This is a genomic window from uncultured Selenomonas sp., from assembly GCA_905372355.1.
In the GTDB taxonomy this organism is placed as follows: domain Bacteria; phylum Bacillota; class Negativicutes; order Selenomonadales; family Selenomonadaceae; genus Selenomonas.
The window spans coordinates 16,986-40,726 of sequence record CAJPOT010000009.1 but is presented as its reverse complement, the minus strand read 5'-3'; the positions used below and the strand labels follow the sequence as shown (position 1 = coordinate 40,726).

Annotated in this window: 21 protein-coding genes; 13 read left to right on the top strand and 8 right to left on the bottom strand. The window is 57.7% G+C overall.

The window, feature by feature from the left end:
• Positions 1 to 383: 383 nt before the first annotated feature.
• From QZ177_RS07105 to QZ177_RS07080, 6 genes are all read right to left on the bottom strand, one after another.
• Positions 384 to 1,034, bottom strand: a complete 651-nt coding sequence (locus QZ177_RS07105; RefSeq protein WP_009647098.1) for a CBS and ACT domain-containing protein — start codon at positions 1,032 to 1,034, stop codon at positions 384 to 386.
• 49 nt (positions 1,035 to 1,083) lie between these two features.
• The gene (locus QZ177_RS07100) at positions 1,084 to 1,800 is read right to left on the bottom strand and encodes an ABC transporter ATP-binding protein (protein WP_294176353.1); all 717 of its coding nucleotides are present in this window, start codon (positions 1,798 to 1,800) and stop codon (positions 1,084 to 1,086) included.
• A gap of 2 nt (positions 1,801 to 1,802) precedes the next feature.
• The gene (locus QZ177_RS07095; RefSeq protein ID WP_006193556.1) at positions 1,803 to 2,570 is read right to left on the bottom strand and encodes an ABC transporter ATP-binding protein; all 768 of its coding nucleotides are present in this window, start codon (positions 2,568 to 2,570) and stop codon (positions 1,803 to 1,805) included.
• Positions 2,563 to 3,516: a branched-chain amino acid ABC transporter permease gene (locus QZ177_RS07090; protein WP_294176352.1), complete on the bottom strand. Its 954-nt coding sequence runs from the start codon at positions 3,514 to 3,516 to the stop codon at positions 2,563 to 2,565. The genes QZ177_RS07095 and QZ177_RS07090 overlap by 8 nt, the downstream gene beginning before the upstream one ends.
• 7 nt (positions 3,517 to 3,523) lie before the next feature.
• On the bottom strand, positions 3,524 to 4,411 hold the full coding sequence (locus QZ177_RS07085) for a branched-chain amino acid ABC transporter permease (protein ID WP_013740593.1): 888 nt from the start codon (positions 4,409 to 4,411) through the stop codon (positions 3,524 to 3,526).
• Between the two features lie 89 nt (positions 4,412 to 4,500).
• Positions 4,501 to 5,673, bottom strand: coding sequence for an ABC transporter substrate-binding protein (locus QZ177_RS07080; protein WP_009647092.1), 1,173 nt, complete (start codon positions 5,671 to 5,673; stop codon positions 4,501 to 4,503).
• A gap of 250 nt (positions 5,674 to 5,923) precedes the next feature.
• On the opposite strand from QZ177_RS07080, the gene QZ177_RS07075 reads away from it, so the two are divergent.
• From QZ177_RS07075 to QZ177_RS07060, 4 genes are all read left to right on the top strand, one after another.
• Positions 5,924 to 6,463 carry a hypothetical protein gene (locus QZ177_RS07075; RefSeq protein ID WP_009647088.1) on the top strand — a complete coding sequence of 180 codons (540 nt, stop codon included), beginning with the start codon at positions 5,924 to 5,926 and terminating at the stop codon, positions 6,461 to 6,463.
• 87 nt (positions 6,464 to 6,550) lie between these two features.
• The gene (locus QZ177_RS07070) at positions 6,551 to 7,087 is read left to right on the top strand and encodes a hypothetical protein (RefSeq protein WP_294176347.1); all 537 of its coding nucleotides are present in this window, start codon (positions 6,551 to 6,553) and stop codon (positions 7,085 to 7,087) included.
• A 164-nt stretch (positions 7,088 to 7,251) separates the two neighbouring features.
• Positions 7,252 to 7,587 carry a SemiSWEET family transporter gene (locus QZ177_RS07065; RefSeq protein ID WP_009647103.1) on the top strand — a complete coding sequence of 112 codons (336 nt, stop codon included), beginning with the start codon at positions 7,252 to 7,254 and terminating at the stop codon, positions 7,585 to 7,587.
• 52 nt (positions 7,588 to 7,639) lie between these two features.
• On the top strand, positions 7,640 to 7,852 hold the full coding sequence (locus tag QZ177_RS07060) for a TOBE domain-containing protein (RefSeq protein ID WP_265070825.1): 213 nt from the start codon (positions 7,640 to 7,642) through the stop codon (positions 7,850 to 7,852).
• Positions 7,853 to 7,944: 92 nt separating this feature from the next.
• On the opposite strand, the gene QZ177_RS07055 is transcribed toward QZ177_RS07060, so the two are convergent.
• On the bottom strand, positions 7,945 to 8,175 hold the full coding sequence (locus tag QZ177_RS07055; RefSeq protein ID WP_009647085.1) for a hypothetical protein: 231 nt from the start codon (positions 8,173 to 8,175) through the stop codon (positions 7,945 to 7,947).
• 240 nt (positions 8,176 to 8,415) lie between these two features.
• On the bottom strand, positions 8,416 to 8,862 hold the full coding sequence (locus tag QZ177_RS07050) for an Rrf2 family transcriptional regulator (RefSeq protein WP_294176346.1): 447 nt from the start codon (positions 8,860 to 8,862) through the stop codon (positions 8,416 to 8,418).
• A 652-nt stretch (positions 8,863 to 9,514) separates the two neighbouring features.
• Between QZ177_RS07050 and cysK the strand changes: the two genes are divergently transcribed.
• The 9 genes from cysK to QZ177_RS07005 all read left to right on the top strand — a co-directional run bounded on the left by cysK (position 9,515) and on the right by QZ177_RS07005 (position 23,715).
• Positions 9,515 to 10,447 carry a cysteine synthase A gene (gene cysK / locus QZ177_RS07045; RefSeq protein WP_294176344.1) on the top strand — a complete coding sequence of 311 codons (933 nt, stop codon included), beginning with the start codon at positions 9,515 to 9,517 and terminating at the stop codon, positions 10,445 to 10,447.
• A 221-nt stretch (positions 10,448 to 10,668) separates the two neighbouring features.
• The gene (pheA, locus tag QZ177_RS07040) at positions 10,669 to 11,559 is read left to right on the top strand and encodes a prephenate dehydratase (protein WP_294176342.1); all 891 of its coding nucleotides are present in this window, start codon (positions 10,669 to 10,671) and stop codon (positions 11,557 to 11,559) included.
• Positions 11,544 to 12,575: a 3-deoxy-7-phosphoheptulonate synthase gene (aroF, locus tag QZ177_RS07035; RefSeq protein ID WP_294176341.1), complete on the top strand. Its 1,032-nt coding sequence runs from the start codon at positions 11,544 to 11,546 to the stop codon at positions 12,573 to 12,575. Before pheA ends, aroF begins: the two co-directional genes overlap by 16 nt.
• Before the next feature lie 159 nt (positions 12,576 to 12,734).
• Positions 12,735 to 14,705, top strand: a complete 1,971-nt coding sequence (locus QZ177_RS07030; protein ID WP_294176340.1) for a methyl-accepting chemotaxis protein — start codon at positions 12,735 to 12,737, stop codon at positions 14,703 to 14,705.
• A gap of 212 nt (positions 14,706 to 14,917) precedes the next feature.
• Positions 14,918 to 16,885 carry a methyl-accepting chemotaxis protein gene (locus QZ177_RS07025; protein WP_294176339.1) on the top strand — a complete coding sequence of 656 codons (1,968 nt, stop codon included), beginning with the start codon at positions 14,918 to 14,920 and terminating at the stop codon, positions 16,883 to 16,885.
• Between the two features lie 458 nt (positions 16,886 to 17,343).
• On the top strand, positions 17,344 to 19,314 hold the full coding sequence (locus QZ177_RS07020; protein WP_294176337.1) for a methyl-accepting chemotaxis protein: 1,971 nt from the start codon (positions 17,344 to 17,346) through the stop codon (positions 19,312 to 19,314).
• 214 nt (positions 19,315 to 19,528) lie between these two features.
• Positions 19,529 to 21,958 (top strand): DNA gyrase subunit A, encoded by a 2,430-nt coding sequence (gene gyrA, locus QZ177_RS07015; protein ID WP_294176334.1) that lies wholly within the window; start codon positions 19,529 to 19,531, stop codon positions 21,956 to 21,958.
• A 1-nt stretch (position 21,959) separates the two neighbouring features.
• Complete coding sequence (locus tag QZ177_RS07010) at positions 21,960 to 22,676, top strand: SprT family zinc-dependent metalloprotease (RefSeq protein WP_294176332.1); 717 nt, start codon at positions 21,960 to 21,962, stop codon at positions 22,674 to 22,676.
• A gap of 160 nt (positions 22,677 to 22,836) precedes the next feature.
• Positions 22,837 to 23,715, top strand: coding sequence for an ADP-ribosylglycohydrolase family protein (locus QZ177_RS07005; RefSeq protein ID WP_294176330.1), 879 nt, complete (start codon positions 22,837 to 22,839; stop codon positions 23,713 to 23,715).
• The last annotated feature ends 26 nt before the right edge of the window (positions 23,716 to 23,741 follow it).

Genomic DNA, 23,741 nt, shown 5'->3' with positions numbered 1-23,741 from the left:
GTTGCTTTCGCACTAGACCTGTTTTTCCAATCGGCCACGTCCTTCGGGGCTGCTTCTTGGATAGGTCTGAAAGGGGGCGTTGCTTATGGAACTGTACGATTTTTTGTCGTTCGTTTTCTGCGTGACGATCTGCGTCGTTGCGCTAAAGGCAAAATAAGAATGCCCCGCCTGCAGTCTCCAACTTAGGCGGGGTATTCTTCCACTAACGTTTAGGGGCTGACCGTTTACCGACAGCACCTTTTCCATGCTTATTATACAATACAGTCTGAAACTCGTCAAATTTTTCGAGTAGAAGTCAAGTTAGCAACGGTCAACGTCGTCCAATCGCGCTTCGCCGCTGGCTCGCGTTCTTGGGACGTTTTCGCATACGAGCCGTTACCCAATCAGCCGATTTTCACGACGTGGGAGACGTGGAAGCCGTTTTCTTCGAGCTTCTTTTTCACGGCTTCGCTGTCCGTCGTGTCGAAGCGCACGACGATTTCGTAGCTGCCGTCGTCCTGCTGGCAGGTGACGAGGCTGTCGATGTTGCAGCCGCAGTCGGCGATGATGCCGCCGAGGTCGCGCACGACGCCGACTTTGTCGCCGACGTCGGCGATGGTGAAGCGCGTCTTGCCGTGCGTCAGCCCCATGACGTCGACGAAGGTCTTGAAGATGTCGGTTTCCGTGATGACGCCGACGACGGCGCCGACGCTCGACACGACGGGCAGGCCGCCGATCTTGTGGTTGTACATGATGAGCGCGGCTTCCTCGATGGTCGCGTCATCCTTGACGGAGACGACCTCCTTCTGCATGATTTCGCCGATGCACATTTTCGCCAAGAGCGAGGTGATCTCGTAGCGCGAGAGCGTCGTCGCGGGCGACGGCGAGACGCGCATGATGTCGCGGTCGCTCAAGAAGCCGACGAGCTTGCCGTCTTCATCGACGACGGGCAGGCGGCGGAAGCGGTGCTTCTTCATCAAATCCTTCGCGGCCGAGACCTTCGTGTCCGGCGTGACGGTGAAGGGGTTTTTTGCCATGCGGTTTGCTACAAACATTGTCAGCATCCTTTCTTTAGGAAGCGCGGATAACGGATTTTCCTCTGTTTCAGCCGCCCAAATAGGCTTTTCGCACATCTTCGCTCGCTGCGAGTTCCTTTGCCGCGCCTTGGAGCGTGATCCTGCCCGTTTCCATGACGTAGGCGCGGTGCGCGATGGAAAGCGCCATGTTGGCGTTCTGCTCGACGAGGAGGACGGTCGTGCCCTCGCGGTTGATGTCCTCGATGATGGAGAAGATCTCCTTGATGAGGAGCGGCGCAAGGCCCATCGACGGCTCGTCCAAGAGGAGGAGCTTCGGGCGGCTCATGAGGGCGCGTCCCATCGCGAGCATTTGCTGCTCGCCGCCCGAGAGCGTGCCCGCCTGCTGCTTGCGGCGTTCCTTGAGGCGAGGGAAGCGGTTGTAGACGATCTCGAAGTCTTTTTCTACCCCCGCCTTGTCCTTGCGCGTGAAAGCGCCCATCTCCAAGTTTTCCTGCACGCTCATCTCAGCGAAGATGCGCCGCCCTTCAGGCACCTGTGAGATGCCGTGCTTGACGATCTCGTGCGCGGGCATGCCCGCGATGTTTTCCCCGAGGAAGGAGATGCCGCCGCTCTTGGGCGCGAGCAGTCCCGACACCGTGCGCAGCGTCGTGGACTTTCCCGCGCCGTTCGCGCCGATGAGCGTGACGATCTCGCCCTTATGGACTTCGAGGCTCACGCCCTTCAGCGCGTGGATCGCGTCGTAGTAGACGTGGATGTTGTCGATTTTCAGCATGATTTCTGCCATCTTTACGCCTCCCCGCCGAGATAGGCACGAATGACTTCGGGATTTTCCTTGATTTCTTTCGGTGTGCCCTCGGCGATGATTTCGCCGTATTCGAGGACGTAGATGCGCTCGCAGATTCCCATGACGAGGCTCATGTCGTGCTCGATGAGGAGGATCGTCAAGCCGAATTCCTTCTTGATCCAACGGATCATTTCCATGAGTTCCTGCGTCTCCTGCGGATTCATGCCGGCCGCCGGCTCATCCAAGAGGAGGAGCTTGGGCTTCGCGGCGAGAGCCCGCGCGATCTCAAGGCGCCGCTGTGCGCCGTAGGGCAGGTTCTTCGCGAGTTCGTGCGCCTGCTTTTCGAGGTGGAAGATGGCGAGAAGCTTCATCGCCTTCTCTTCTATTTCGCGCTCTTCTTTGAAATACCTGCCAAGGCGAAGCACGGCTTCGGCGACCGTGTACTTCGTGCGCGTGTGGTAGGCAATCTTGACGTTTTCAAGGACGCTTAACTCGGAGAAAAGGCGGATGTTCTGGAAGGTGCGTGCGATGCCGCGTGCCGTGATCTCGCTGGGCTTCTTGCCGACGATGCTCTTGCCGTTGAAGGTAAGCTCGCCCTCGGTCGGACGGTAGACGCCCGTGATCATGTTGAACGCCGTCGTCTTGCCCGCGCCGTTCGGCCCGATGAGACCGATGAGTTCACCCTTTTCGATGACCATGTTGAAGTTTGACACGGCGCGCAGACCGCCGAAGACTTGCGCGAGACCGTCCGCTTTCAGTAATTCAGCCATTCGTCTGACCTCCTTTGCCGAAGATGCGCTTCAACGGGCCGAATGCCGTGAGTTCCACATAGCCGAAGATTCCCTTGGGGCGGTAGAGCATGAAGAGGATCAAGGCGACGGCGAAGATGATCATACGAAATTCCGGCCAGTCTGCGAGCGCCGCCTGCAGGATCGTGACGAAGAATGCGCCGACGACAGAGCCGGTCAGAGAGCCCATGCCGCCCAAGACGACCATGATGAGGAAGAAAAAGGACTGCATGAACGTGAACGACGTCGGATTCAGATATGTCAGCGTGTGCGCGAAGAGCCCGCCGCCGAGCCCTGCGAATCCTGCGCCGATGGCAAACGCCATGACCTTGTAGCGCGTCGTCGGAATGCCCATGGCCTCGGCGGCGATCTCGTCCTCTCGGATCGCGATGCAGGCGCGGCCGTGCGTGGAGTTCACGAAGTTCTTGATGAAGAACAAGGTGACGAACACGGCGAAGAAGACCCAGGCGAAGTTGGTGTCGCGCGCGATGCCCTTGAAGCCCGCCGCACCGCCGACGTAGTCGATGTTGATGAGCACGACGCGGATGATTTCACCGAGGCCCAAGGTGGCAATGGCGAGGTAGTCGCCGCGAAGGCGCAGCGTCGGCAGACCGATGAGCACGCCGAGGAAAGCTGCAGCGATTGCGCCTGCGAGGAGCGCGAGGGGAAACGGCACATGAAAGTTCGTCGTCAGGATGGCGGCAACATAGGCGCCGACCGCCATGAATCCTGCATGGCCGAGCGAGAACTGTCCCGTATAGCCGTTGATGAGGTTGAGGCTCGCCGTCAGGATGATGTTGATGCCGAGGAACAGGAGGTTCAGCTGCCAGAAGGAGCCGATGACGCGCCCCGTGATCAGTCCCTGCAGAACGGCAAAGAGGATGAGCCCGAAGAGGAAGAAGATGAGATCCTGCTTGCGTAAATTCATGCCGCACCTACACTTTCTCGCGGGTGTTTTTGCCGAAAAGCCCCGCAGGTTTGAAGAGGAGGACGAGGATCAGGATGGCGAAAGCCGCCGCATCGCGGAACGTCGAGGAAACGAAGCCCGAGACGAACGCCTCGACGATGCCGAGGATGAGCCCGCCTGCGACGGCGCCCGGCAGGATGCCGATGCCGCCGAGCACGGCTGCGACGAACGCCTTGATGCCGGGCATGATGCCCATCAAGGGGTCGATCGAGTTGTAGTAGACGCCGACGAGCACGCCCGCGACAGCCGCAAGCGACGAGCCGATCCAGAACGTGAAGGAGATCACGCGGTCGGCATTGATGCCCATAAGCTGCGCCGTTTCGGTATCATAGGACGCGGCGCGCATCGCTTTGCCGATCTTCGTGTACTGCACGATGTAGGTCAGGACGACCATGAGGAAGCATGTGATGCCCAAGATGAGCATCTGCTGTCCGTTGATGACGAGAGAGCCGACGCTGAAGGCCACGTCCTGAAAGAGCGGCGGGAAGGTGCGCGGCGTCGGCGAGACGAAGTACATCATCGCGTACTCCAAGAAGAGCGAGACGCCGATCGCCGAGATCAGCGCTGAGATGCGCGGTGCATGGCGCAGCGGCTTGTACGCGAGCTTCTCGATGACGATGCCCAAGAGTCCCGTGATGATCATCGCGAGGATGAGCGCGGGCACGATGGGAAGCCCGAGGTTCGTCACGGCGAAGAAGCCGAGATATGCGCCGACCATGTAGATGTCGCCGTGCGCGAAGTTGATGAGCTTGATGATACCATAGACCATGGTATAGCCGAGCGCGATCAAGGCGTAGATGCTGCCGAGAGACACGCCGTTGATGAGCTGCTGGGCGATTTGCTCCGAAAGCTCCATGATTTCTCCTTTCTTTTGTGAAACGAAATTTTCTCCAAGTATAGAAAAGACCGCATTTCTGCGGTCTTTTCCCTTGCCTGGAAGCGGAATCAGTTCCCCTCCGGCGCAATCTTCGCCTTGAGTTCCTTTTCGCCGTTCTTCATCTCAAGGATGACCGCCGTCTTGATCGGGTTGTGGTTCTTGTCCATAGAGATGGTTCCCGTACCGACCTTGAGATCCTTCGTCGCCTCAAGCGCCTCGCGAATCTTTTCCGTATCGCCGCTGCCCGCACGCTTCAGAGCATCGACGAGCATCTTGCCAGCATCGTAGCCGAGAGCCGCGAAGACGTTCGGTGCACGGTTGTACTTCTTCTTGTACGCTTCGATGAAGCCCTGCACCTCGGCGTCCTTCTCCGAGTAATGCGTGCTGAAGAAGGTGTTGTTCAGCGCGTCCGCGCCGGCGATGTCGACGACCTTCGTGTCGTCCCAGCCATCCGTGCCGAGGATCGCAGAATTGATGCCCATCTCACGCGCCTGCTTGACAATCTTGCCGACTTCCTCGTAGTAAGCGGGCACGAACATGACGTCAGCGTTCGCCGTCTTGAGCTTCGTGAGCGTCGCCTTGAAGTCCTGATCCTTCTGCAGGAAGGCTTCTTCCATGACGACCTTGCCGCCTGCCGCTTCGAACTTCTCCTTGAACACCTTCGCGAGGTTCTTCGAGTAGTCCGAGCTGTTGTCGACGTAGATGACTGCCGTCTTCGCCTTGAGCTCCTTCGCGGCGAAGGTTGCCATCACTTCGCCCTGCTGCGGGTCGATGAAGCAGCTGCGGAAGACGTAGGGCTTGACCTTGCCGTTCTCCACCGTCGCCTCGGGACTCGTCGCGCAAGGTGCGATGATCGGCACCTTCGCGTCCGTCGCCGTCTGCGTCTCGGCGAGCACGAGACCCGTCGTCGCAGGGCCGACGATGACCTTGACGTCGTCGTCAGAGATGAGCTTCGTCGCCGCATTGATCGACTCCGCCGCTTCCGACTTGTCGTCGACGGAAACAAGCTCGATCTTCTTGCCATTGATGCCGCCGGCCTCATTCGCCTCGTCGATTGCGAGCTGCAGGCCCTCGATCGTGGCGTTGCCGTAGTTCGCGACGTTGCCCGTAAGCTCGAAGTTCGCGCCGACCTTGATCGTATCGCCCGACTCCTTCGAGCCGCAGCCTGCAAAGACGCTGCTCAAGAGCGTCGCTCCGAGAACGGCGCAGGCGAGCCGCAGGCTCTTCTTGCTGAAAATCATGAAAATCCCCCTCCGAAATGCTTAGAAAACGTGCACAGCACGATAACTTTCCCTATTATATGCGATGTTACAGAGTTAGTCAAGAATGGATTCTTTAGGAATGGGCGTTTGTTTTCTTTGAAGAAATTTCTCTGATAGGTCATTTTATACGGGTCACAAAGAGACGTTCCTATAGTATAATATATAATATGAAGCGAGCGAAGAAAGTCCTGCTTGAAACTTTTTGGGAAACAAGGAGGAGATGAGGAAAATGAAAAATGTGTTCCGGTTCTTTTTCGCCTGTGCTTTGGTGCTCGCAGGCAGCGTCCTTGCGGGCAGCGTCGCGAGTGCGCATACGATGCCTGATTCCGAGGCTGTGCTTCTCTATCCGCGTGCGCAAGGGAGCATGGATATCACGGTCGAATTCCAATGCGGCATGTCGCTCGACGAGGTCGAGGCTGTCTTGGGCAGCGATTTTGAATTGCAGGATAAATGTTATGAGTTTCGCATCGTGCGCTATACGTATGGCAACATCGCATTCGGTGCGACCGTCGGCAGGAACGATTCGCGGCCGACAGGTGAGATCCCGGTCAGAAGCATCGAGTGCCAAAGCCCGTACTTCCATACGCCGTCAGGCTTTCGCGTCGGCGGCAACTATGCGGACGTCGCGGCGATGTACGGCGAGGGCGAAGTGTCGAAATATGCCCCGGGCGAGCGCATCTATACGCTTCCATCCTATCGGAGCGTGAGCTTCACCGTCGATGATGCGGATCGCATCACGAAAATCACTATTATAGCGGGCGATGTATGAACTTCATATGTTCAGCCGTGAAGCAGAGCGGCAGGAGTTGCTTTTGACACCGTTTCTGGCGATGGCATCAGCAAGGAGGTTTTGAAAATGAAACATCTGTTCCAGACTGTTTTCTGTGGTGCGCTGCTGCTCGTTGCTCTCGTCTTTGTTAGTGGTACGGCGAGCGCGCATACGATGCCCGATTCCGAATGGGGGCTGCTCTGTGACGCCGTAGGCGGGGACGGGGCGGGCGTGATCGAGTTTGGCGTCGGAATGCCGCTTCAATATGCCGAGGATTTTTTGGGCAGCGGCTTCGACGAGGAGGAAAAAGCAATCGAATCCTTACGGCTCGTATATTACAAGTACCCTGAAATCACGTTCTGCGGCGAGATGCAGAAGAGTGACAAGCGCCCGCCGGGTGAGGCGCCCATCGTTTTCATCGAATGCAGGAGTGCGGAGTTCCGTACTCCGTCGGGCTTTCGCGTCGGAGACGCCTTCGAGGAGGTTGAGGCGATGTACGGCAAGGGCGAGGTAAGCGGTTCGAAGCATGTATATTGGTTCGATGAGGCGAGAAGCGTGAGTTTCACGGTGGATGAGGCGGGTCTGATCGAGGAGATTGGCGTGCATCAGGTCATTTTCGGTTAAGGAAAGTTCGCCAATCGGTCTGCGCCTTCGGCTTGAGCTCTTGGATTTTCACGCTAAAATACCAACGGAAAGATTTTGAGATTGTCTCTTGACTTTTGGCGGGCACTCTTTTAGTATGAGCAGCGAAGCGATACTTGTAATATTTTAGGAAGGAAGTTTACCTAATGGAAACACCGCTGAAAAAAATGGAGTCCGAGTCAGAGCATGTGGAGAAGAAGGCTGCCAATCTCGGGAAGAGCGCCGTGCAGGATAAGATGAAGGTCGTCGGAACGATCGGATCCATTCTGTCCGTGTGCATGTATGTCTCCTATATCCCGCAGATCATCGGCAATCTGTCCGGACATCCGGGCGATTGGATTCAGCCGTTCGTCGCGTTCATCAACTGCACGATCTGGGTGGCGTACGGCTTCTTCAAGCAGCAGCGCGATTGGCCGATCGTCATCGCCAACTCCCCGGGAATCGTCTTCGGTTTGACTACTGCATTGACTGCGCTCTTTTAAGGTTCAGTGCAGAGGGAAGGGTTTTGTCTATTTGTGAAGGAGAAGTGAAGAAATGAAGCTCAGTGCAAGAAATCAGTTCAAGGGTAAGGTTGTATCCATCGAGAAAGGTGCGGTCAATGCCATCGTTGGTATTGAGATCGCGGGCGGCAACGTCGTCACGGCGACCATCAGCATGGGCTCTGTCGAGCGGCTCGGTCTTGCGATCGGCAAGGAAGCCTACGCCGTCATCAAGGCGACTTCCGTCATGGTCGGCGTGGACGACTGAGCGCCCCTTGGCGTTCAGGAACTGCACATAATGAAAAAGCCGCTGTCGGGTTTCCTCGACAGCGGCTTTTTTTTCGTGCGATTCGGCGGTGGTCAGACAGCCTTGCGCTCTTTTGGCGTCTCATGCGAGATGCGGCGGATGCGCTCGAAGGGGATACCCTCGAATGCATAGCGCAAATCCAAATGTCCGTCAGCCAACCTGAATGAAACACGCTTGAGCGTGCGACCTTTCGAGTGCCTTTGGATTTTACGGATGTAGCGCTCCGCTTCCTTAGCAGAAAGAGCGCCGCTCTCGATGATGACGGTGACATTGTCAATCGTCATAAAAATCCCTCCAGCGGTGTTGCAACCGTACCGGAAATCCATTTGAAGGACTTCCTCGAAACAAGATGGAAAGAACGAAACACCGTTCTTCCGAATCTCACGCCCATTATACACCATCGGACAAAAATTGCAAGGTTTTTCTGTTTCCCGCTGAAAAGTCCTAAAAACAATGGAAGATAAAGGAAGGCGAGTAATAGAGGAACACCGAATATACTTGAGTGGAAAAAGAAATTTTTGCGCTTAGATAAAATACATGATGTTTTCCTGAGACTTTTGTCGGTCGGCTTCTTCGAGGATAGCGCAGAGGTTCACGCCTTGAAGCGATTGTCGTATGGCGGCGTCCAGAGGATCGTAGACGCAGTTCGTCAACGCCTGTTCAAGATCCTCCTGTGCATCTCCTGTCGCAGGCCCTGCCTTCTCCGTCAGCGGCAGTTCGATGGCGGCGAGTACGTCCCACGCCGTGATCTCCTGCGCCGCGCGAGCGAGATGGTAGCCGCCCTGCGAACCTTTGCTTGAGGTCACGAGCCGCGCGTGCTTCAGAAGGGAGAATACCTGCTCCAGGTAGATCTTGGATATGCCGAGGTTCTCAGAGATCGTGAGGATCGTCGTCGGGCTGTTCGCCTGGCCGATTCGCGCGAGGAACGCCATGGCAGCCAGTCCGTAGCGCCCTTTGGCGGAAATTTTCATAAAGGAATACCTCTTTTCATACAGTTTATATATGTATTTATATTACCATGAAACCCCAAGAAGTCAAGCCCGAAGGGTGCAGACTGATTGGCTAGGTTTCTGTAAGGGCGGCGCACAATGTCCACGAAGTGGACGTTTGTGCGTGTAGCTTACCATGAAACCCCAAGAAGTCAAGCCCGAAGGGCGCAGACTGATTGGCTAGGTTTCTGTAAGGGCGGCGCACTTTTGTCCACAAAGTGGACGTTTGTGCGTGTAGCTTACCATGAAACCCCAAGAAGTCAAGCCCGAAGGGCGCAGACTGATTGGCTAGGTTTCTGTAAGGGCGGCGCACTTTTGTCCACAAAGTGGACGTTTGTGCGTGTAGCTTATAAGGAAATCGCGAATTTGTCAATTGCATAGCAATGAAATGTGTTTTCTGTCGTGCGATTCCTTAGGGAAGTGCTGCATTTATTCGTGTTTCCTTAATAAGGTGCATCAGAAGAGGCAGCCCTGCAGAGCTTCGGGATTGTGACTGTGCGGTTGGCGAGTGTAAAGATTCGCCGCTGCGAACAATTTTTCAAAAAGCCTATTGACACGCTAGGAAAAACGATGTAGTATATAACATATCAAACAGATATGAAATAACGATATTTGAACTTGAGGAGGAAATATCATGGCAAAGATATACGAAAGCGTTACGGAACTCATCGGCGGCACGCCGCTCCTGCACGCGAAGAATTTCAGCGCGAAGCATGGCGTCGAGGCGACGATCCTCGCGAAGCTTGAGTACTTCAATCCCGCGGGCAGCGTCAAGGATCGCATCGCGCAGGCGATGGTCGAGGAGGCGGAGAAAAACGGCGATCTGAAGCCCGGCTCTGTCATCATTGAGCCGACGAGCGGCAACACGGGCATCGGCCTCGCGAGCGTCGCAGCGGCGCGCGGCTACCGTGCCATTCTCACGATGCCCGAGACGATGAGCGTCGAGCGGCGCAACCTCTTGAAGGCGTACGGCGCCGAGATTGTCTTGACGGACGGCGCGAAGGGCATGAAGGGCGCGATCGAGAAGGCGGAGGAACTTGCGAAGGAAACGCCGAATTCCTACATTCCGTCGCAATTCACGAATCCTGCTAACCCCGCCGTACACAAGAGGACGACGGGGCCTGAAATCTGGGAGGCGACGGAAGGCAGGGTCGATTATTTTCTTGCGGGCGTCGGCACGGGCGGCACGGTGACGGGCGTCGGGGAATACTTGAAGAGCAAGAATCCGAACGTGAAGGTCATCGCCATCGAGCCGGAGAATTCGCCCGTCTTGAGCGAAGGCAAGGCCGGTCCGCACAAGATTCAGGGCATCGGTGCAGGCTTCGTGCCCGAGACGCTCAATACGAGCGTGTACGATGAGGTCATCACGGTGTCGAACGACGACTCTTTCCGCTACGGCAGGGAGTTCGCGCGTACGGAAGGGGCGCTCGTCGGCATCTCGTCGGGCGCTGCTCTTGCCGCCGCCGTCGAGATTGCGCGCCGTCCCGAGGCGAAGGGCAAGACGATCGTGGCTCTCCTGCCCGACACGGGCGACCGCTATCTTTCGACGGATCTTTTCAACGATTGAACGGCAAAGGGCCGGATGCGTGTCGAGATTCCTGCGGGAAAAGAGCCGCTCGCTCACGACACGAAAAACTCGTGAACTGTAAACTTGCAAAGCTGTCGTTTCTGTGATAATATAGAAGCGTTTTCAGCAATCTGCCCCCTTGGCGTCCTTGCTCAAGGGGGCTTTTTCGTAAGGCGGCACGGGATTTATCCGTGCTTTCTGAGTGGAGAAGGAGGCGGGTAATGGACACGTTGGGCTTTCTCGGCCCTCTGGGTACGCACAGTGAGGCGGCGGCGCTTCATTTGAACGGGCTTCTCGATGAGCCGCGCGAGCTTCTGCCCTTTCCTGCCATCTTTCAGGCGCTTTCGGCGGTGGAGGAGGGGCAGGTGCAGGGAGCGCTCGTGCCGGTGGAAAATTCGCTCGAAGGTTCGGTGAACATCACGCTCGACACCTTGAGTTCGAGCGAAGCCTTCGCCGTGAATTTGGAACTCATCTGGGGCGTGCGCAACGAGCTGATGATGAAGTACCCGAAAACCGAGGTGCGAAGCATCATCTCTCATGCGCAGCCGCTCTCGCAGTGTCGCGCCTACTTGAAGGAGCACCATGCGGCGGCTCGCCTCGTTGCAGTCTCCTCGACGGCGGAGGCGGCTCGCCTCGTCGCGCTGAGCCGTCCTGAGGACGGCTCAGCCGCCATCTGCACGGCGCGTGCGGGCGAACTGTATGGCCTTTATCCCGTGGCCGAGGACATCCAGGACACGATGGCGAACTGCACGCGCTTCTTTCTCGTTGAGCGTGCGGGGAAAAAGCCGCCGGCGCTTCGTTTCTCGAATGAGCCTGTGCCTGAGAAGCTCCTGGTAATCTGCCAGATTGACGGCAAGCGCGCGGGCAGCTTGTGCGAGGTTTTGCAGGAGTTCGCCGTGCGCGGCGTGAACATGCTGCGCATCGAGTCGCGCCCCGCACGCACGGAGCTTGGAGCGTATATCTTTTTCTTTGAGTTGGAGGCGGATGCCGTCGGGCTTGCCGCTTCAGTGGAAGCGGTGCGCCAAAAGAGCATCTGGCTGCGCACCCTCGGCGCGTTTCCTGTGCTGACGGCTGCAAATTTGAAAGGAGCATCTTTATGGTCATCATTATGAATCCGGACGCAACGGCGGAAAACATCAAGGAAGTCATCCATGCGATCAACGGTGTGGGACTTGAGGCGAAGATCATGGAGGGCGCACAGCAGAAGATCGTCGGCGTCATCGGCGACAAGCGCCGCATGGGCTCCTTGGCGATCGACGCGATGGCGGGCGTCGAGCAGAGCGTTGCCATCTCCAAGAGCTACAAGCTCGCGAGCCGTGAGTTCCATCCGATGCCGACGGTCGTCGATGTCGACGGCGTCAAGATCGGTGCGGGAACGCCCGTCGTCATGGCGGGGCCGTGCGCCGTCGAGTCGCGCGAGCAGCTCATGGAGGCTGCCGAGATCGTCAAGAAGGGCGGCGCCGAGTTCCTGCGCGGCGGCGCCTACAAGCCGCGCACATCGCCGTACTCCTTCCAAGGTCTTGAAGAGGAAGGCTTGAAGCTCCTCGCTGAGGCGCGCGAGAAGACGGGACTCAAGGTCGTCACCGAGGTCACGGAGGTCGAGAACGTTGGACTCGTTTCCGAGTATGCTGACGTCCTGCAGATCGGCGCGCGCAACATGCAGAACTTCCGCCTCTTGAAGGAGGTCGGACGCGGTACGAAGCCCGTCATGCTCAAGCGCGGCCTCGCGGCGACGATTGATGAGTGGCTGAACGCCGCCGAGTACATCATGAACGAGGGCAATCCGAACGTGATCTTCTGCGAGCGCGGCATCCGCACCTACGAGACGTACACGCGCAACACGCTCGATCTCAGTGCCGTCGCCGCCATCAAGCACCTGTCGCACCTTCCCATCATCGCCGATCCGAGCCACGGCACGGGCAAGTGGCGCTTCGTGCGCCCCATGGCGTTCGCCTCGATCGCCGCTGGCGCAGACGGACTCATCATGGAGATGCACCCGAATCCGGCGAAGGCACTTTCCGACGGCCCGCAGTCGCTGACGCCAGAGAGCTACTACGAAGTCATGCGCGGCGTCAAGAAGCTCGCGAAGTTCATGCAGGACGAGAAAATCGAGCCGATGGATATTTAATTTTGAAGAAATTTTGGTTTTTCCTTTAGAAAAAATGTGGAAAAGACGATAGAAGAATAGAAACGTATGAGGAAATGGGATGCGTGTTCGTGGGCATCCCATTTTTTATCGTGCGATATGTACGGAAAATTTCTATAATTTCTACGGAGGGGAAGGATTATGAAACTCAAACCGAAGATGCTTTCGGGCGTTGGCGTGCCGCTGCTCGTCGTGTTCATCGTCATGGGGGTCATCATTTACTTGATGGCGAGCGCGGGGCTCAAGGCTGCGACGGAGGTCGGCATGGAGCAGCGCGCCAATCGTTACGCCGAAGAGATCGACGGCAACATTCGTGAGCAGGCGGCTCTCGTATCGGCTCTTTCTGTGAGCTGGTCGGCAGGCATGCCCGTAGGAGCAGATCTGCAGGCAGCGGTCGATGAGTTGGGACGCTGCAATGGCGTCTATGGTTTCCTCGTGGGGCGTCCTGATGGTTCATATACGACGAGTCAAGAGATGCCCGCAGGCTATGATCCGCGCACGCGCGATTGGTACAAGAACGCGGCGCCTTCCGATGGCGTAGTGTTTTCCGATGTCTACAAGAACGCGGCGGACGGCGCGATCATCGTGACGCTGAGCAAGGCGGTGCGCGGCCACGACGGCGAGCTTGTCGCCGTCATCGGCACGGACGTTTCGGTCGAATCCCTGACAGGAATGCTCAAGGACGTCAAGGTTGGCGAGCACGGCTCCATCTTTGTCTTGGGAGATAAGAGCGAGTACATCTATCACAAGAAATTTCAGTTTGACGATGCGCCGCTCAACGAACAGGACGGCGGCAAATATAAGGCTCTTGCCGCGAAGTTCCTGGCCGACAAGCCGCAGATGCTCGAAGAAGAGTTCGAGGGCGTGCAGAAGTTCTATCAGATGGTTCCCATTCCCTCGACAGGCTGGCATGTCGTCATCGAGGTGCCGCAGTCCGAGGCGTTCGCTGCAGCGACGAAGATGTCGTATGCGATCTTTGTCATCAGCCTCGCGGCGCTCGCGCTTTTGGGCGGCATCGTCTACTATTTCCTCACGGGCATGATTTCGCCGATCAAAGCCTTGTCTGAGACGATGAGCTTTATCGCCAAGGGCGACCTCACGCACAAGTTGCCCGCAAGCGATCGCGCCGACGAGATCGGCGTGCTGCAGACGAGTTCGAGCGAGATGGTCGCGACGCTTCGGAAGATGGTCGAAGGTACATCGAAAGCCGCAGAGCAGGTGTTAGCATCGTCCGAGGAATTGACGGCAAGCTCTACGCAGACGGCGAACGCGTCACAGTCGGCGGCGGAAGCTGTCGTCGATATTGCCGAGCGCGCGGCAGAGCAAAGCGACATCGCGGAGATGGCGAACGAGGTCGCGCACAACATGGGCGCGCAGACCGAGGACATCGCCAAGGTGGTCGGTGAATCGACGAAGGTTGCTGAGACGACGGCTGAGGCGACGCGCGAAGGCCGCGCTGTGCTGGAAAAGGCGGTCGCGGGCGTCGACAGCCTCGCGGCGAACTCCGTAAAGGTCGGCGAGGCTGTGCAGAACCTCTACGACGGCTCGAAGAACATCGCGGAGATCAACGAGGTCATCACGAACATTTCGGGACAGACGAAACTCCTCGCCTTGAATGCCGCGATCGAGGCGGCGCGTGCGGGCGAGCAGGGCAAGGGCTTCGCCGTCGTCGCCGACGAGGTGCGAAAGCTCGCCGAGCAGAGCGAGCAGGCGGCGCAGGAGATCAGCGCGGTCATCGGCAAGAACTCCGCGCAGATCGAGAACGCATTCACGCTGACGAAATCGCAGGACGAAGAGGTCAAAGAGAGCGTGGAAGAAGTCCGCGCAGCTGACGAGAAGTTTGCGAAGATCGCTGAATCCATCCGTGCCCTGATTGGGCAGGTCGCGAAGGTCGGGACGATCACGGGAGCGCTCGAAAAGGACTGCAAGAGCACGGTTGACACGGTACAGAAGGTCAGCGACCTGTCCCATGCCGTGCAGCAGAAGGCGACGGACGTGTCCGCCGTCTCCGAGGAGCAGGCGGCGTCTGCCGAGGAGATCGCAGCCGCGAGCCACACGCTCGCAGATCTCGCGCAGCAGCTGCAGAAGGGCGTGGCGCAGTTCCGTCTGTAGGAACGGGACGGAAAAGTAAATTATGTCGCTTCGCGTGGCGGCTGAACATATCTTCTGAAAGGCTCGCGTGAAAATATGCTTTTGGGCTAAAGATTTTTGCAAAATGCCCGATAAAGAGAATACGGGAGCGCAGGAAAAGGGAGGGATGAATCCTCCCTTTTCCTGTTGCCGAAACCAGTGCGAATAAGAATCTTTATACGGAGGACAATGAAATGAAGTTGAAACCGAAGATGCTCTTGAGCATCGGCGTGCCCTTGATCATCGTGTTTGCCGTCATGGGCGTCATCATCTATCTGTTGGCGAGTGACGGTCTCAGGACGAGCCGACTCATCGCCATGACCGAGCGCTCCGGCCACAATGCGGCGATCATCGATGGAAATTTGTTGGGAAAAAGCGAGACGCTGGAAGCAATCGCCATGAGCTGGGCAGACAATATGCCCGAAGGCGAGGCGCTGCAGGACGTTGTGTCACATCTGGGCAGCAGACCGGGCGTCCAGTCGTTCTATATTGGCAAACCCGATGGCTCCTATGCGGCGAGTCAGTCGCTTCCTGCGGGTTACGATCCGCGCACGCGCGACTGGTACAAGAATGCGGCGGCCTCCGACAAGGTGGAGATTTCCCCTGTCTATCCGACGGCGTCGGATCATACGAATGTCGTGACGCTGAGCCGCGCCGTGCGAAGAAACGGCGAACTCATCGGGGTCATCGGCATGAATCTCGCGGTCGATCAGATTACGGAGTTCCTTAAAGGCGTCAAGGTCGGCGAAACGGGATCGCTCTTCGTCTTGGGACCGAACAGCGAGTATGTTTATCACAAGAAATTCACGCTTGAAGATCCGCCGCTCAATGAGCTCGACGGCGGCAAGTACAAGGATCTTGCGGCACGCTTCACATCCGATGAAGCGCAGTCCTTCGAAGCGGAATTTCAAGGCGTCAAGAAGTTCTATCGTTCTGAGCCGATCGGGACGACGGGTTGGCACATTGTCATCGAGATGCCGTTCTCTGAAGCGTTTGCGGCGGCGACGCGCATGTCGTATGCAATCCTTGGCATCAGCCTCGCGGCGCTTGCGCTTCTCGGCGGCATCACGTATTACTTCCTCACGGGCATGATTTCGCCCATCGAGATTTTGTCTGAGTCGATGGGCTTCATCTCCAAGGGAGATCTCACGCACAAGCTTCCCACGAGCGAACGCGTCGACGAGGTCGGCGTGCTGCAGAACAGCTCGAGCGCGATGCTCGCGACGCTGCGCAAAATGGTCGAAGACACAGTGAAGGCGGCCGAACAAGTGCTTGCATCCTCCGAGACATTGACGGCAAGTTCGACGCAGACGGCAAATGCGTCGCAGGCTGCGGCGGAAGCCGTCGTCGATATCGCCGAGCGCGCGGCAGAGCAGAACGATATCGTGGAGATGGCGAACGAGGTCGCGCACAACATGGGTGAGCAGACGCGGGACATCGCCAAAGTCGTCGATGCCTCGACAAAGGTCGCAGACGAGACGGGAAAGGCGACGAGAGAAGGCCGCGAGGCGCTCCAAAAAGCAGTTGCAGGCGTCGAGAATCTTGCGGAAGGTGCCGTGAAGGTCGGCACAGCCGTGCAGCACCTCTACGACGGCTCGAAGAACATCGCGGAGATCAACGAGGTCATCACGAACATTTCGGGACAGACGAAACTCCTCGCCTTGAATGCCGCGATCGAGGCGGCGCGTGCGGGCGAGCAGGGCAAGGGCTTCGCCGTCGTCGCCGACGAGGTGCGAAAGCTCGCCGAGCAGAGCGAGCAGGCGGCGCAGGAGATCAGCGCGGTCATCGGCAAGAACTCCGCGCAGATCGAGAACGCATTCACGCTGACGAAATCGCAGGACGAAGAGGTCAAAGAGAGCGTGGAAGAAGTCCGCGCAGCTGACGAGAAGTTTGCGAAGATCGCTGAATCCATCCGTGCCCTGATTGGGCAGGTCGCGAAGGTCGGGACGATCACGGGAGCGCTCGAAAAGGACTGCAAGAGCACGGTTGACACGGTACAGAAGGTCAGCGACCTGTCCCATGCCGTGCAGCAGAAGGCGACGGACGTGTCCGCCGTCTCCGAGGAGCAGGCGGCGTCTGCCGAGGAGATTGCGGCCGCGAGCCACACGCTCTCCGAGCTTGCGCAGCAGCTCAAGCAGGGAGTGGCGAAGTTCCGCCTTTGAAAAAAGACGCGGTACATACATCCGCATGATTTACAGAGGTCTAGCCGATGGGTCTGCACCTTCGGCTAGACCTCTTGGGGTTAAGGAACCATTGATAAATTCAGCCACCCATCTTCACGCATCTGCGCTGTCCTCTCGTCGTCGACAAATCCTCGACGTAGCACCGCTACGCCTCCGGTTTGTCTCCTTGCTGAGCCGTCCAAGAGCCAAGTCCGAAGGACGCAGGCGATTGGGCAACGGCTCGTATGCGAAAACGTCCCAAGAATGCAAGCGCGAAGCGCGTCGCATGATTGGCTGACGTTGACCGCTATAGATACAGCGCATCTGCGCAAATCTGGGCGACTTCCTTTTATCAGCGGTTCCTTAAATATCAGGAATCTTTGCAGGATATTTGAAAATGGAGTAGAAGAGAAGCATGTAGGTTACAAGTTTTGGAAGAACACAGGGAGGAGCACGAAATGAAACTCAAACCGAAGATGCTTTTGAGCATCGGCATTCCGCTCATCGTCATCTTCATCCTCATGGGAACGATCATCTATCTGATGGCAAGCTCGGGGTTGAAAAGCGCGGTGGAAGTCGGCATGGAGCAGCGCGCGGGCCGTTATGCGGCGGAGCTTGACGGCAGCGTGCAGGAAAAGCGCGCGATGGTGGAGACCATCGCCCGGGATTGGAGCGTCGGTTTGCCGCAGGGGGACGATCTGCAGCAGGCGGTTCTTGACATCTCGGCACGTCCCGGCGTCTTTGAATTCTACGTGGGATTTCCCGACGGTTCGTCCGTGGTGAAGGATCAGGCGTCGGAAGGTTTCGATCCGCGCACGCGTCCGTGGTACAAGAATGCAGTAAACTCGAAGAATGTGGAGCTTTCTGAGGTCTATCAGACCGACCCTGACAAAACGCGGGTCATAACGCTGAGCAAGGCGGTCTACAATAAGAACGGCGAGCTTGTCGCTGTCATTGGCATGGATGCTTCCGTCGATAGTATGACGGAGATTTTGAAGGATGTGAAGGTCGGCGAGCATGGCTCGCTCTTCGTCCTGGGACCGGACAGCGAATTCATCTACCACAAGAAATTCACGCTCGACGACCCGCGGCTCAACGAGATGGATGGCGGCAAGTACAAGGATCTGGCAGCGCGCTTCACATCAAAGGATCCGCAGATGTTCGAGGCGGAGTTCAACGGCGTGCAGAAGTTCTATGAATCGATGCCGATCGGCACGACGGGCTGGCACATCATCATCGAGGTGCCGCAGTCGGAGGCGTTCGCATCGGCGACGCAGATGCTCTATGCGATTCTTGTCATCAGCCTCGTTGCTCTCGCGCTTTTGGGCGGCATCACCTACTATTTCCTCACGGGCATGATTTCGCCGATCGAGATCCTGTCCGAGACGATGAGTTTCATCGCCAAGGGGGATCTTACGCACAAATTGCCCGCGAGCGATCGCGTCGACGAGATCGGAGTGCTGCAGACGAGCTCGAGTCAGATGGTCACGACGCTCCGAAAGATGGTCGAGGACACCTCGAAGGCCAGCGAGCAGGTGCTCGCGTCCTCTGAGGAGTTGACAGCAAGCTCGACGCAGACGGCGAATGCGTCGCAGTCGGCGGCAGAAGCCGTTGTCGACATCGCCGAGCGCGCGGCGGAGCAGAGCGATATTGCGGAGATGGCGAACGAAGTCGCGCACAATATGGGAGCGCAGACCGAGGACATCGCCAAGGTGGTCGGTGAATCGACGAAGGTTGCTGAGACGACGGCTGAGGCGACGCGCGAAGGCCGCGCTGTGCTGGAAAAGGCGGTCGCGGGCGTCGACAGCCTCGCGGCGAACTCCGTAAAGGTCGGCGAGGCTGTGCAGAACCTCTACGACGGCTCGAAGAACATCGCGGAGATCAACGAGGTCATCACGAACATTTCGGGACAGACGAAACTCCTCGCCTTGAATGCCGCGATCGAGGCGGCGCGTGCGGGCGAGCAGGGCAAGGGCTTCGCCGTCGTCGCCGACGAGGTGCGAAAGCTCGCCGAGCAGAGCGAGCAGGCGGCGCAGGAGATCAGCGCGGTCATCGGCAAGAACTCCGCGCAGATCGAGAACGCATTCACGCTGACGAAATCGCAGGACGAAGAGGTCAAAGAGAGCGTGGAAGAAGTCCGCGCAGCTGACGAGAAGTTTGCGAAGATCGCTGAATCCATCCGTGCCCTGATTGGGCAGGTCGCGAAGGTCGGGACGATCACGGGAGCGCTCGAAAAGGACTGCAAGAGCACGGTCGATACGGTGCAGAAGGTAAGCGACCTGTCCCGTGCCGTGCAGCAGAAGGCGACGGACGTTTCCGCCGTCTCCGAGGAGCAGGCGGCGTCCGCCGAGGAGATCGCAGCCGCGAGTCATACGCTCGCAGATCTCGCGCAGCAGCTGCAGCAGGGGGTGGCGAAGTTCAGGCTTTGAGCAGAGTCTGAGACAATATAGAGCGAAAGCCGATGCGTGGAGCAAGAGTCTCCATGCATCGGCTTTCAGCTATATTTGCGATGGCATATGGGATAACGACTGTACGAAAGTGATGTGCGCCAACCCCGCCTTTCGCCGCATGGACTTTTTCTGCAAAGAATGCTATACTACTAAGGTTAGATACTGTTCTCGACTATATTTTTGGGGTGAGAGTGTGGATTTTGGCGAGGGGAAGATCGTTCCTGTAAATCTCGCAAGTGAGATGAAGAATTCCTATATCGACTACGCCATGAGTGTCATCGTCGCCCGCGCCTTGCCGGACGTGCGCGACGGTCTGAAGCCTGTGCACCGCCGCATCCTCTATGCGATGCAGGAAGCGGGCATGGGTTCGGGCAAGCCGTACAAGAAGTCGGCGCGCATCGTCGGCGAAGTCCTCGGTAAGTACCACCCACATGGTGATACTTCCGTCTACGATGCGATCGTGCGCATGGCGCAGGATTTTTCCATGCGCTACATGCTTGCCGACGGTCACGGCAACTTCGGCTCGGTCGACGGCGATCCGGCGGCGGCGATGCGCTACACCGAGGTGCGCATGTCGAAGGTCGCGGAGCTCATGCTGCAGGACATAGACAAGGAGACGGTGGATTTTGCGCCGAACTACGACGAGTCCTTGAAGGAGCCGACCGTGTTGCCTGCGAAGTTCCCGCAGCTTCTCACGAATGGTACGGCGGGCATTGCTGTCGGCATGGCGACGAACATCCCGCCGCACAATATGCGCGAGGTCATTGACGGCACGTTGATGCTCATCGACCGCCCCGATGCTACCGTTGAGGAGCTTATGACGGTCATCAAGGGGCCGGATTTCCCGACGGCGGGACTGATTCTCGGCACGGAGGGCATACGTCAGGCATATACGACGGGGCGCGGCGTCGTCAAGCTTCGCGCGCGCGTGCACATCGAGACGACGTCGAGCGGCCGCTCGCGCATCATCGTGACGGAGCTGCCCTATCAGGTGAACAAGGCACGCCTCGTCGAGAAGATCGCCGAGCTCGTGCGCGACAAGGCGATCGAGGGCATCACGGCCTTGAACGACGAGTCCGACCGCAGCGGCATGCGCATCGTCATCGACGTGCGCCGCGACGCGAACGCCAACGTCATCTTGAATCAGCTCTACAAGCACACGCAGCTGCAGGACAGTTTCGGCGTCATCATGCTCGCGCTCGTCGACGGCAGTCCGCGCGTGCTCACACTGAAAGAGGTGCTGCACTACTACATCAAGCATCAGCAGGATGTCATCACGCGGCGCACGAAGTACGAATTGGCGAAAGCCGAGGCGCGCGCCCATATCCTCGAAGGCTTGACCATCGCGCTCGATCACCTTGACGCCGTCATCACGACGATCCGCGAGAGCCGCACGGCGGACATCGCGCGTGAGCGCCTGATGGAAGGCTTCAAGCTCAGTGAGAAGCAGGCGCAGGCGATCCTCGACCTTCGTCTGCAGCGTCTGACGGGTCTTGAGCGCGAGAAGATCGAGGAAGAGTACCAAGAGGTCTTGAAGATGATCGACTGGCTCAAATCCGTTCTCGCCGACGAGGGAAAGATCGACAAGATCATCAAGGACGAGCTTCTTGCCGTGCGCGAGAAGTACGGCGACGAGCGCCGCACGGAAATCACGATCGACACATCCGAGATCAACGTCGAAGACCTCATCGCGCAGGAAGACGTCGTCATCACGCTCACGCATAACAACTACATCAAGCGCATGCCGCTCGACACATATCGTCGCCAGAAGCGCGGCGGCGTCGGCGTGACGGGCATGGGCACGAAGGAAGCCGACTTCGTCGAAAATATCCTCGTCACGACGACGCACCACACGATCCTCTTCTTTACGAACCGCGGGCGCGTTTACTGTCTCAAGGCATACGAGATCAACGAGGCGAGCCGCCAGGCGAAGGGCACGGCGATCATCAACCTGCTGCAGCTTGAGAGTGAGGAGAAGATCACGGCGGTCATCCAGGTCAAGGAGTTCCTGCCCGAACGCTACCTCTTCATGGCGACGAAGAAGGGCATCGTGAAGAAGACGAGCCTTTCCGAGTTCCAGTCGATCCGCAGAGGCGGGCTCAATGCGATCAACCTCGACGAAGACGACGACCTCATCGGCGTCAAGTTCACGGACGGCGAAAAGCATGTGATACTCGGTACGGCGGGCGGCATGGCGGTCGCCTTCGCCGAGGACGATGTGCGCTCGATGGGACGCACGGCGCGCGGCGTCAAGGGCATCAATCTGAAGGCGGGCGATGTGGTCGTCGGCATGGACAACCTCGCGCGCAATGCCGAGGTTCTGACGATCACGGCGGAAGGTTACGGCAAGCGCACGGCGACGAGCGAATATCGTCTGCAGACGCGCGGCGGCAAGGGCCTCATCAACATGAAGGTCACGGAAAAGACGGGCGCGGTCATCGGCCTCAAGGTTGTGCGTCCGGGACAGGAGCTGATCCTCATCACGACGGACGGCATCGTCATCCGCACGAAGGTCGACGAGATTTCCGTCATCAGCCGCAACACGCAGGGCGTCAAGGTCGTGCGCCTCGGCGAGGGCGACAAGGCAGCATCGTTCGCCGTGATGGAGCAGAAGAACAACTGATATGGGAACGTCGACGAGACGGGCGACGCTCGCGGGAATCCCCGTCGAGCTTGAACGAAAGTCCATCAAGAACATCTATCTGCGCGTCGTGCCGCCCGCAGGCACGGTGCGCCTGAGCGCACCGAAGCGCGCGACGCTCGAAGAGCTCGCACGCTTCGTCGCCAAGCATACGGCATGGATCGAGGAAAAGCAGGCGAAGATCGCCGCGAAACCTCTGCCAAGCGTTCGCCGCTTCCTAAGCGGCGAGCGCTTCTTTGTCTGGGGCGAGCCGCTCCGGCTCACCGTAAAGTTCGGGCGTGGCTGCAACATCGTCCTGCGAGATGGCAGCCGACTCATCCTAAGTCTCAAGGCGCAGGAGGCCGAGAGCAGCCCCGCCGAGCGTGAAGCTCTGCTGAACGAATGGTATCGCCGCGAACTCGCGCGAGCCGTGCCGCCGCTCTTGGCGCGAGCTGAGACGATCGTCGGCAAGAGCGCCGCCGAATGGCGCATCAAGAACATGAAGACGAAGTGGGGCACCTGCAACATCCGTGCGCGCCGCATCTGGCTGAATCTGCAGCTCGCCAAATATCCGGTATCCTGCCTCGAATACATCATCATTCACGAGCTTACGCATCTCTGGGAGCGCTACCACAATGTGCACTTCAAGAGTCTCATGGACAAGTTCTGCCCCGACTGGCGCGAGCGCAAGAAGATCGTTAACACGCCGCTTGGGGATTGAGCGGGTCACATGGGGCATGCAGACTGCAAAAACGCTGGTTCTTCGCATAGTTCCGCCATGTGTTCGTTTTGTTCCTTTAATCGGCTGGAAAATCTATCTTTGAATGAAGTGACTGTTTTGGAGACGTATATTCTCATAGCATTGTAGGAGGGAAAATGATATGAAGGACAGGATTAGGGGAGCGCTTTATGGTGTGGCGGTGGGAGATGCCTTGGGAGCGCCCCTTGAATTTATGGAGGCAGAAGAAATCCTAAAGAAATATGGAAAAGCTGTGTGCGAAATGGTCGGGGGCGGATGGCTAAATGTCGCGCCAGGCGAGATTACTGACGATACGCAGATGACTATTGCAGTGGCAGAGGGGATAGTGGAGCGTCCCAAGTCGCCGATCGTATCGATTGGACGGCGATTCCGTGAATGGTATAAAAGCAATCCTAAAGATATAGGCAACACTTGCAGGATGTCCATCGCTATGGCAGATCGTCTCGTCGAAACAGGTCATAGCGAGGAAGATGTCTGGAGAGAAGCTGTCCGTCGTCCCCATGAGGAGGGGGCGGCAGGAAATGGGGCATTGATGCGAACGATATACCCTGCACTTTATTACAAAGATGAAAACGTGGCAGCAGAATTTACGAGAGCAATCGCCTGGATGACGCATCCGAATGAGGCGAGCGCAGCTCTTTGCATGGATTATGTGCGACTCGTGTCAATGGCGCTGATAGCACCGGAACAAGCAATTCAAGAGATAACCCGCATCGTACAAGGGTATGGCGAGAGAAAAGAACCAACGGGGTGGGTAGTAGCAAGTATGGAAAATGCGCTTTATGCTATTATGTTGACAGGGACTTTTGAGGATGCAGTAGTAGAAGCGGTCAATCGAGGCGGTGACGCAGACACGATCGGAGCAATTACCGGCGGATTGGCGGGGAGCGTTTATGGTTTTGAGGCAATTCCACAAAGGTGGGTGTCATGCATTTCGTCGGATGTTCGGTCTACCCTTGACCATCTCGCAAACGAAGCCGTTATGGCGCGCGAAGGTTGATGCAACCTTCCAGCCTCGATGAGTTT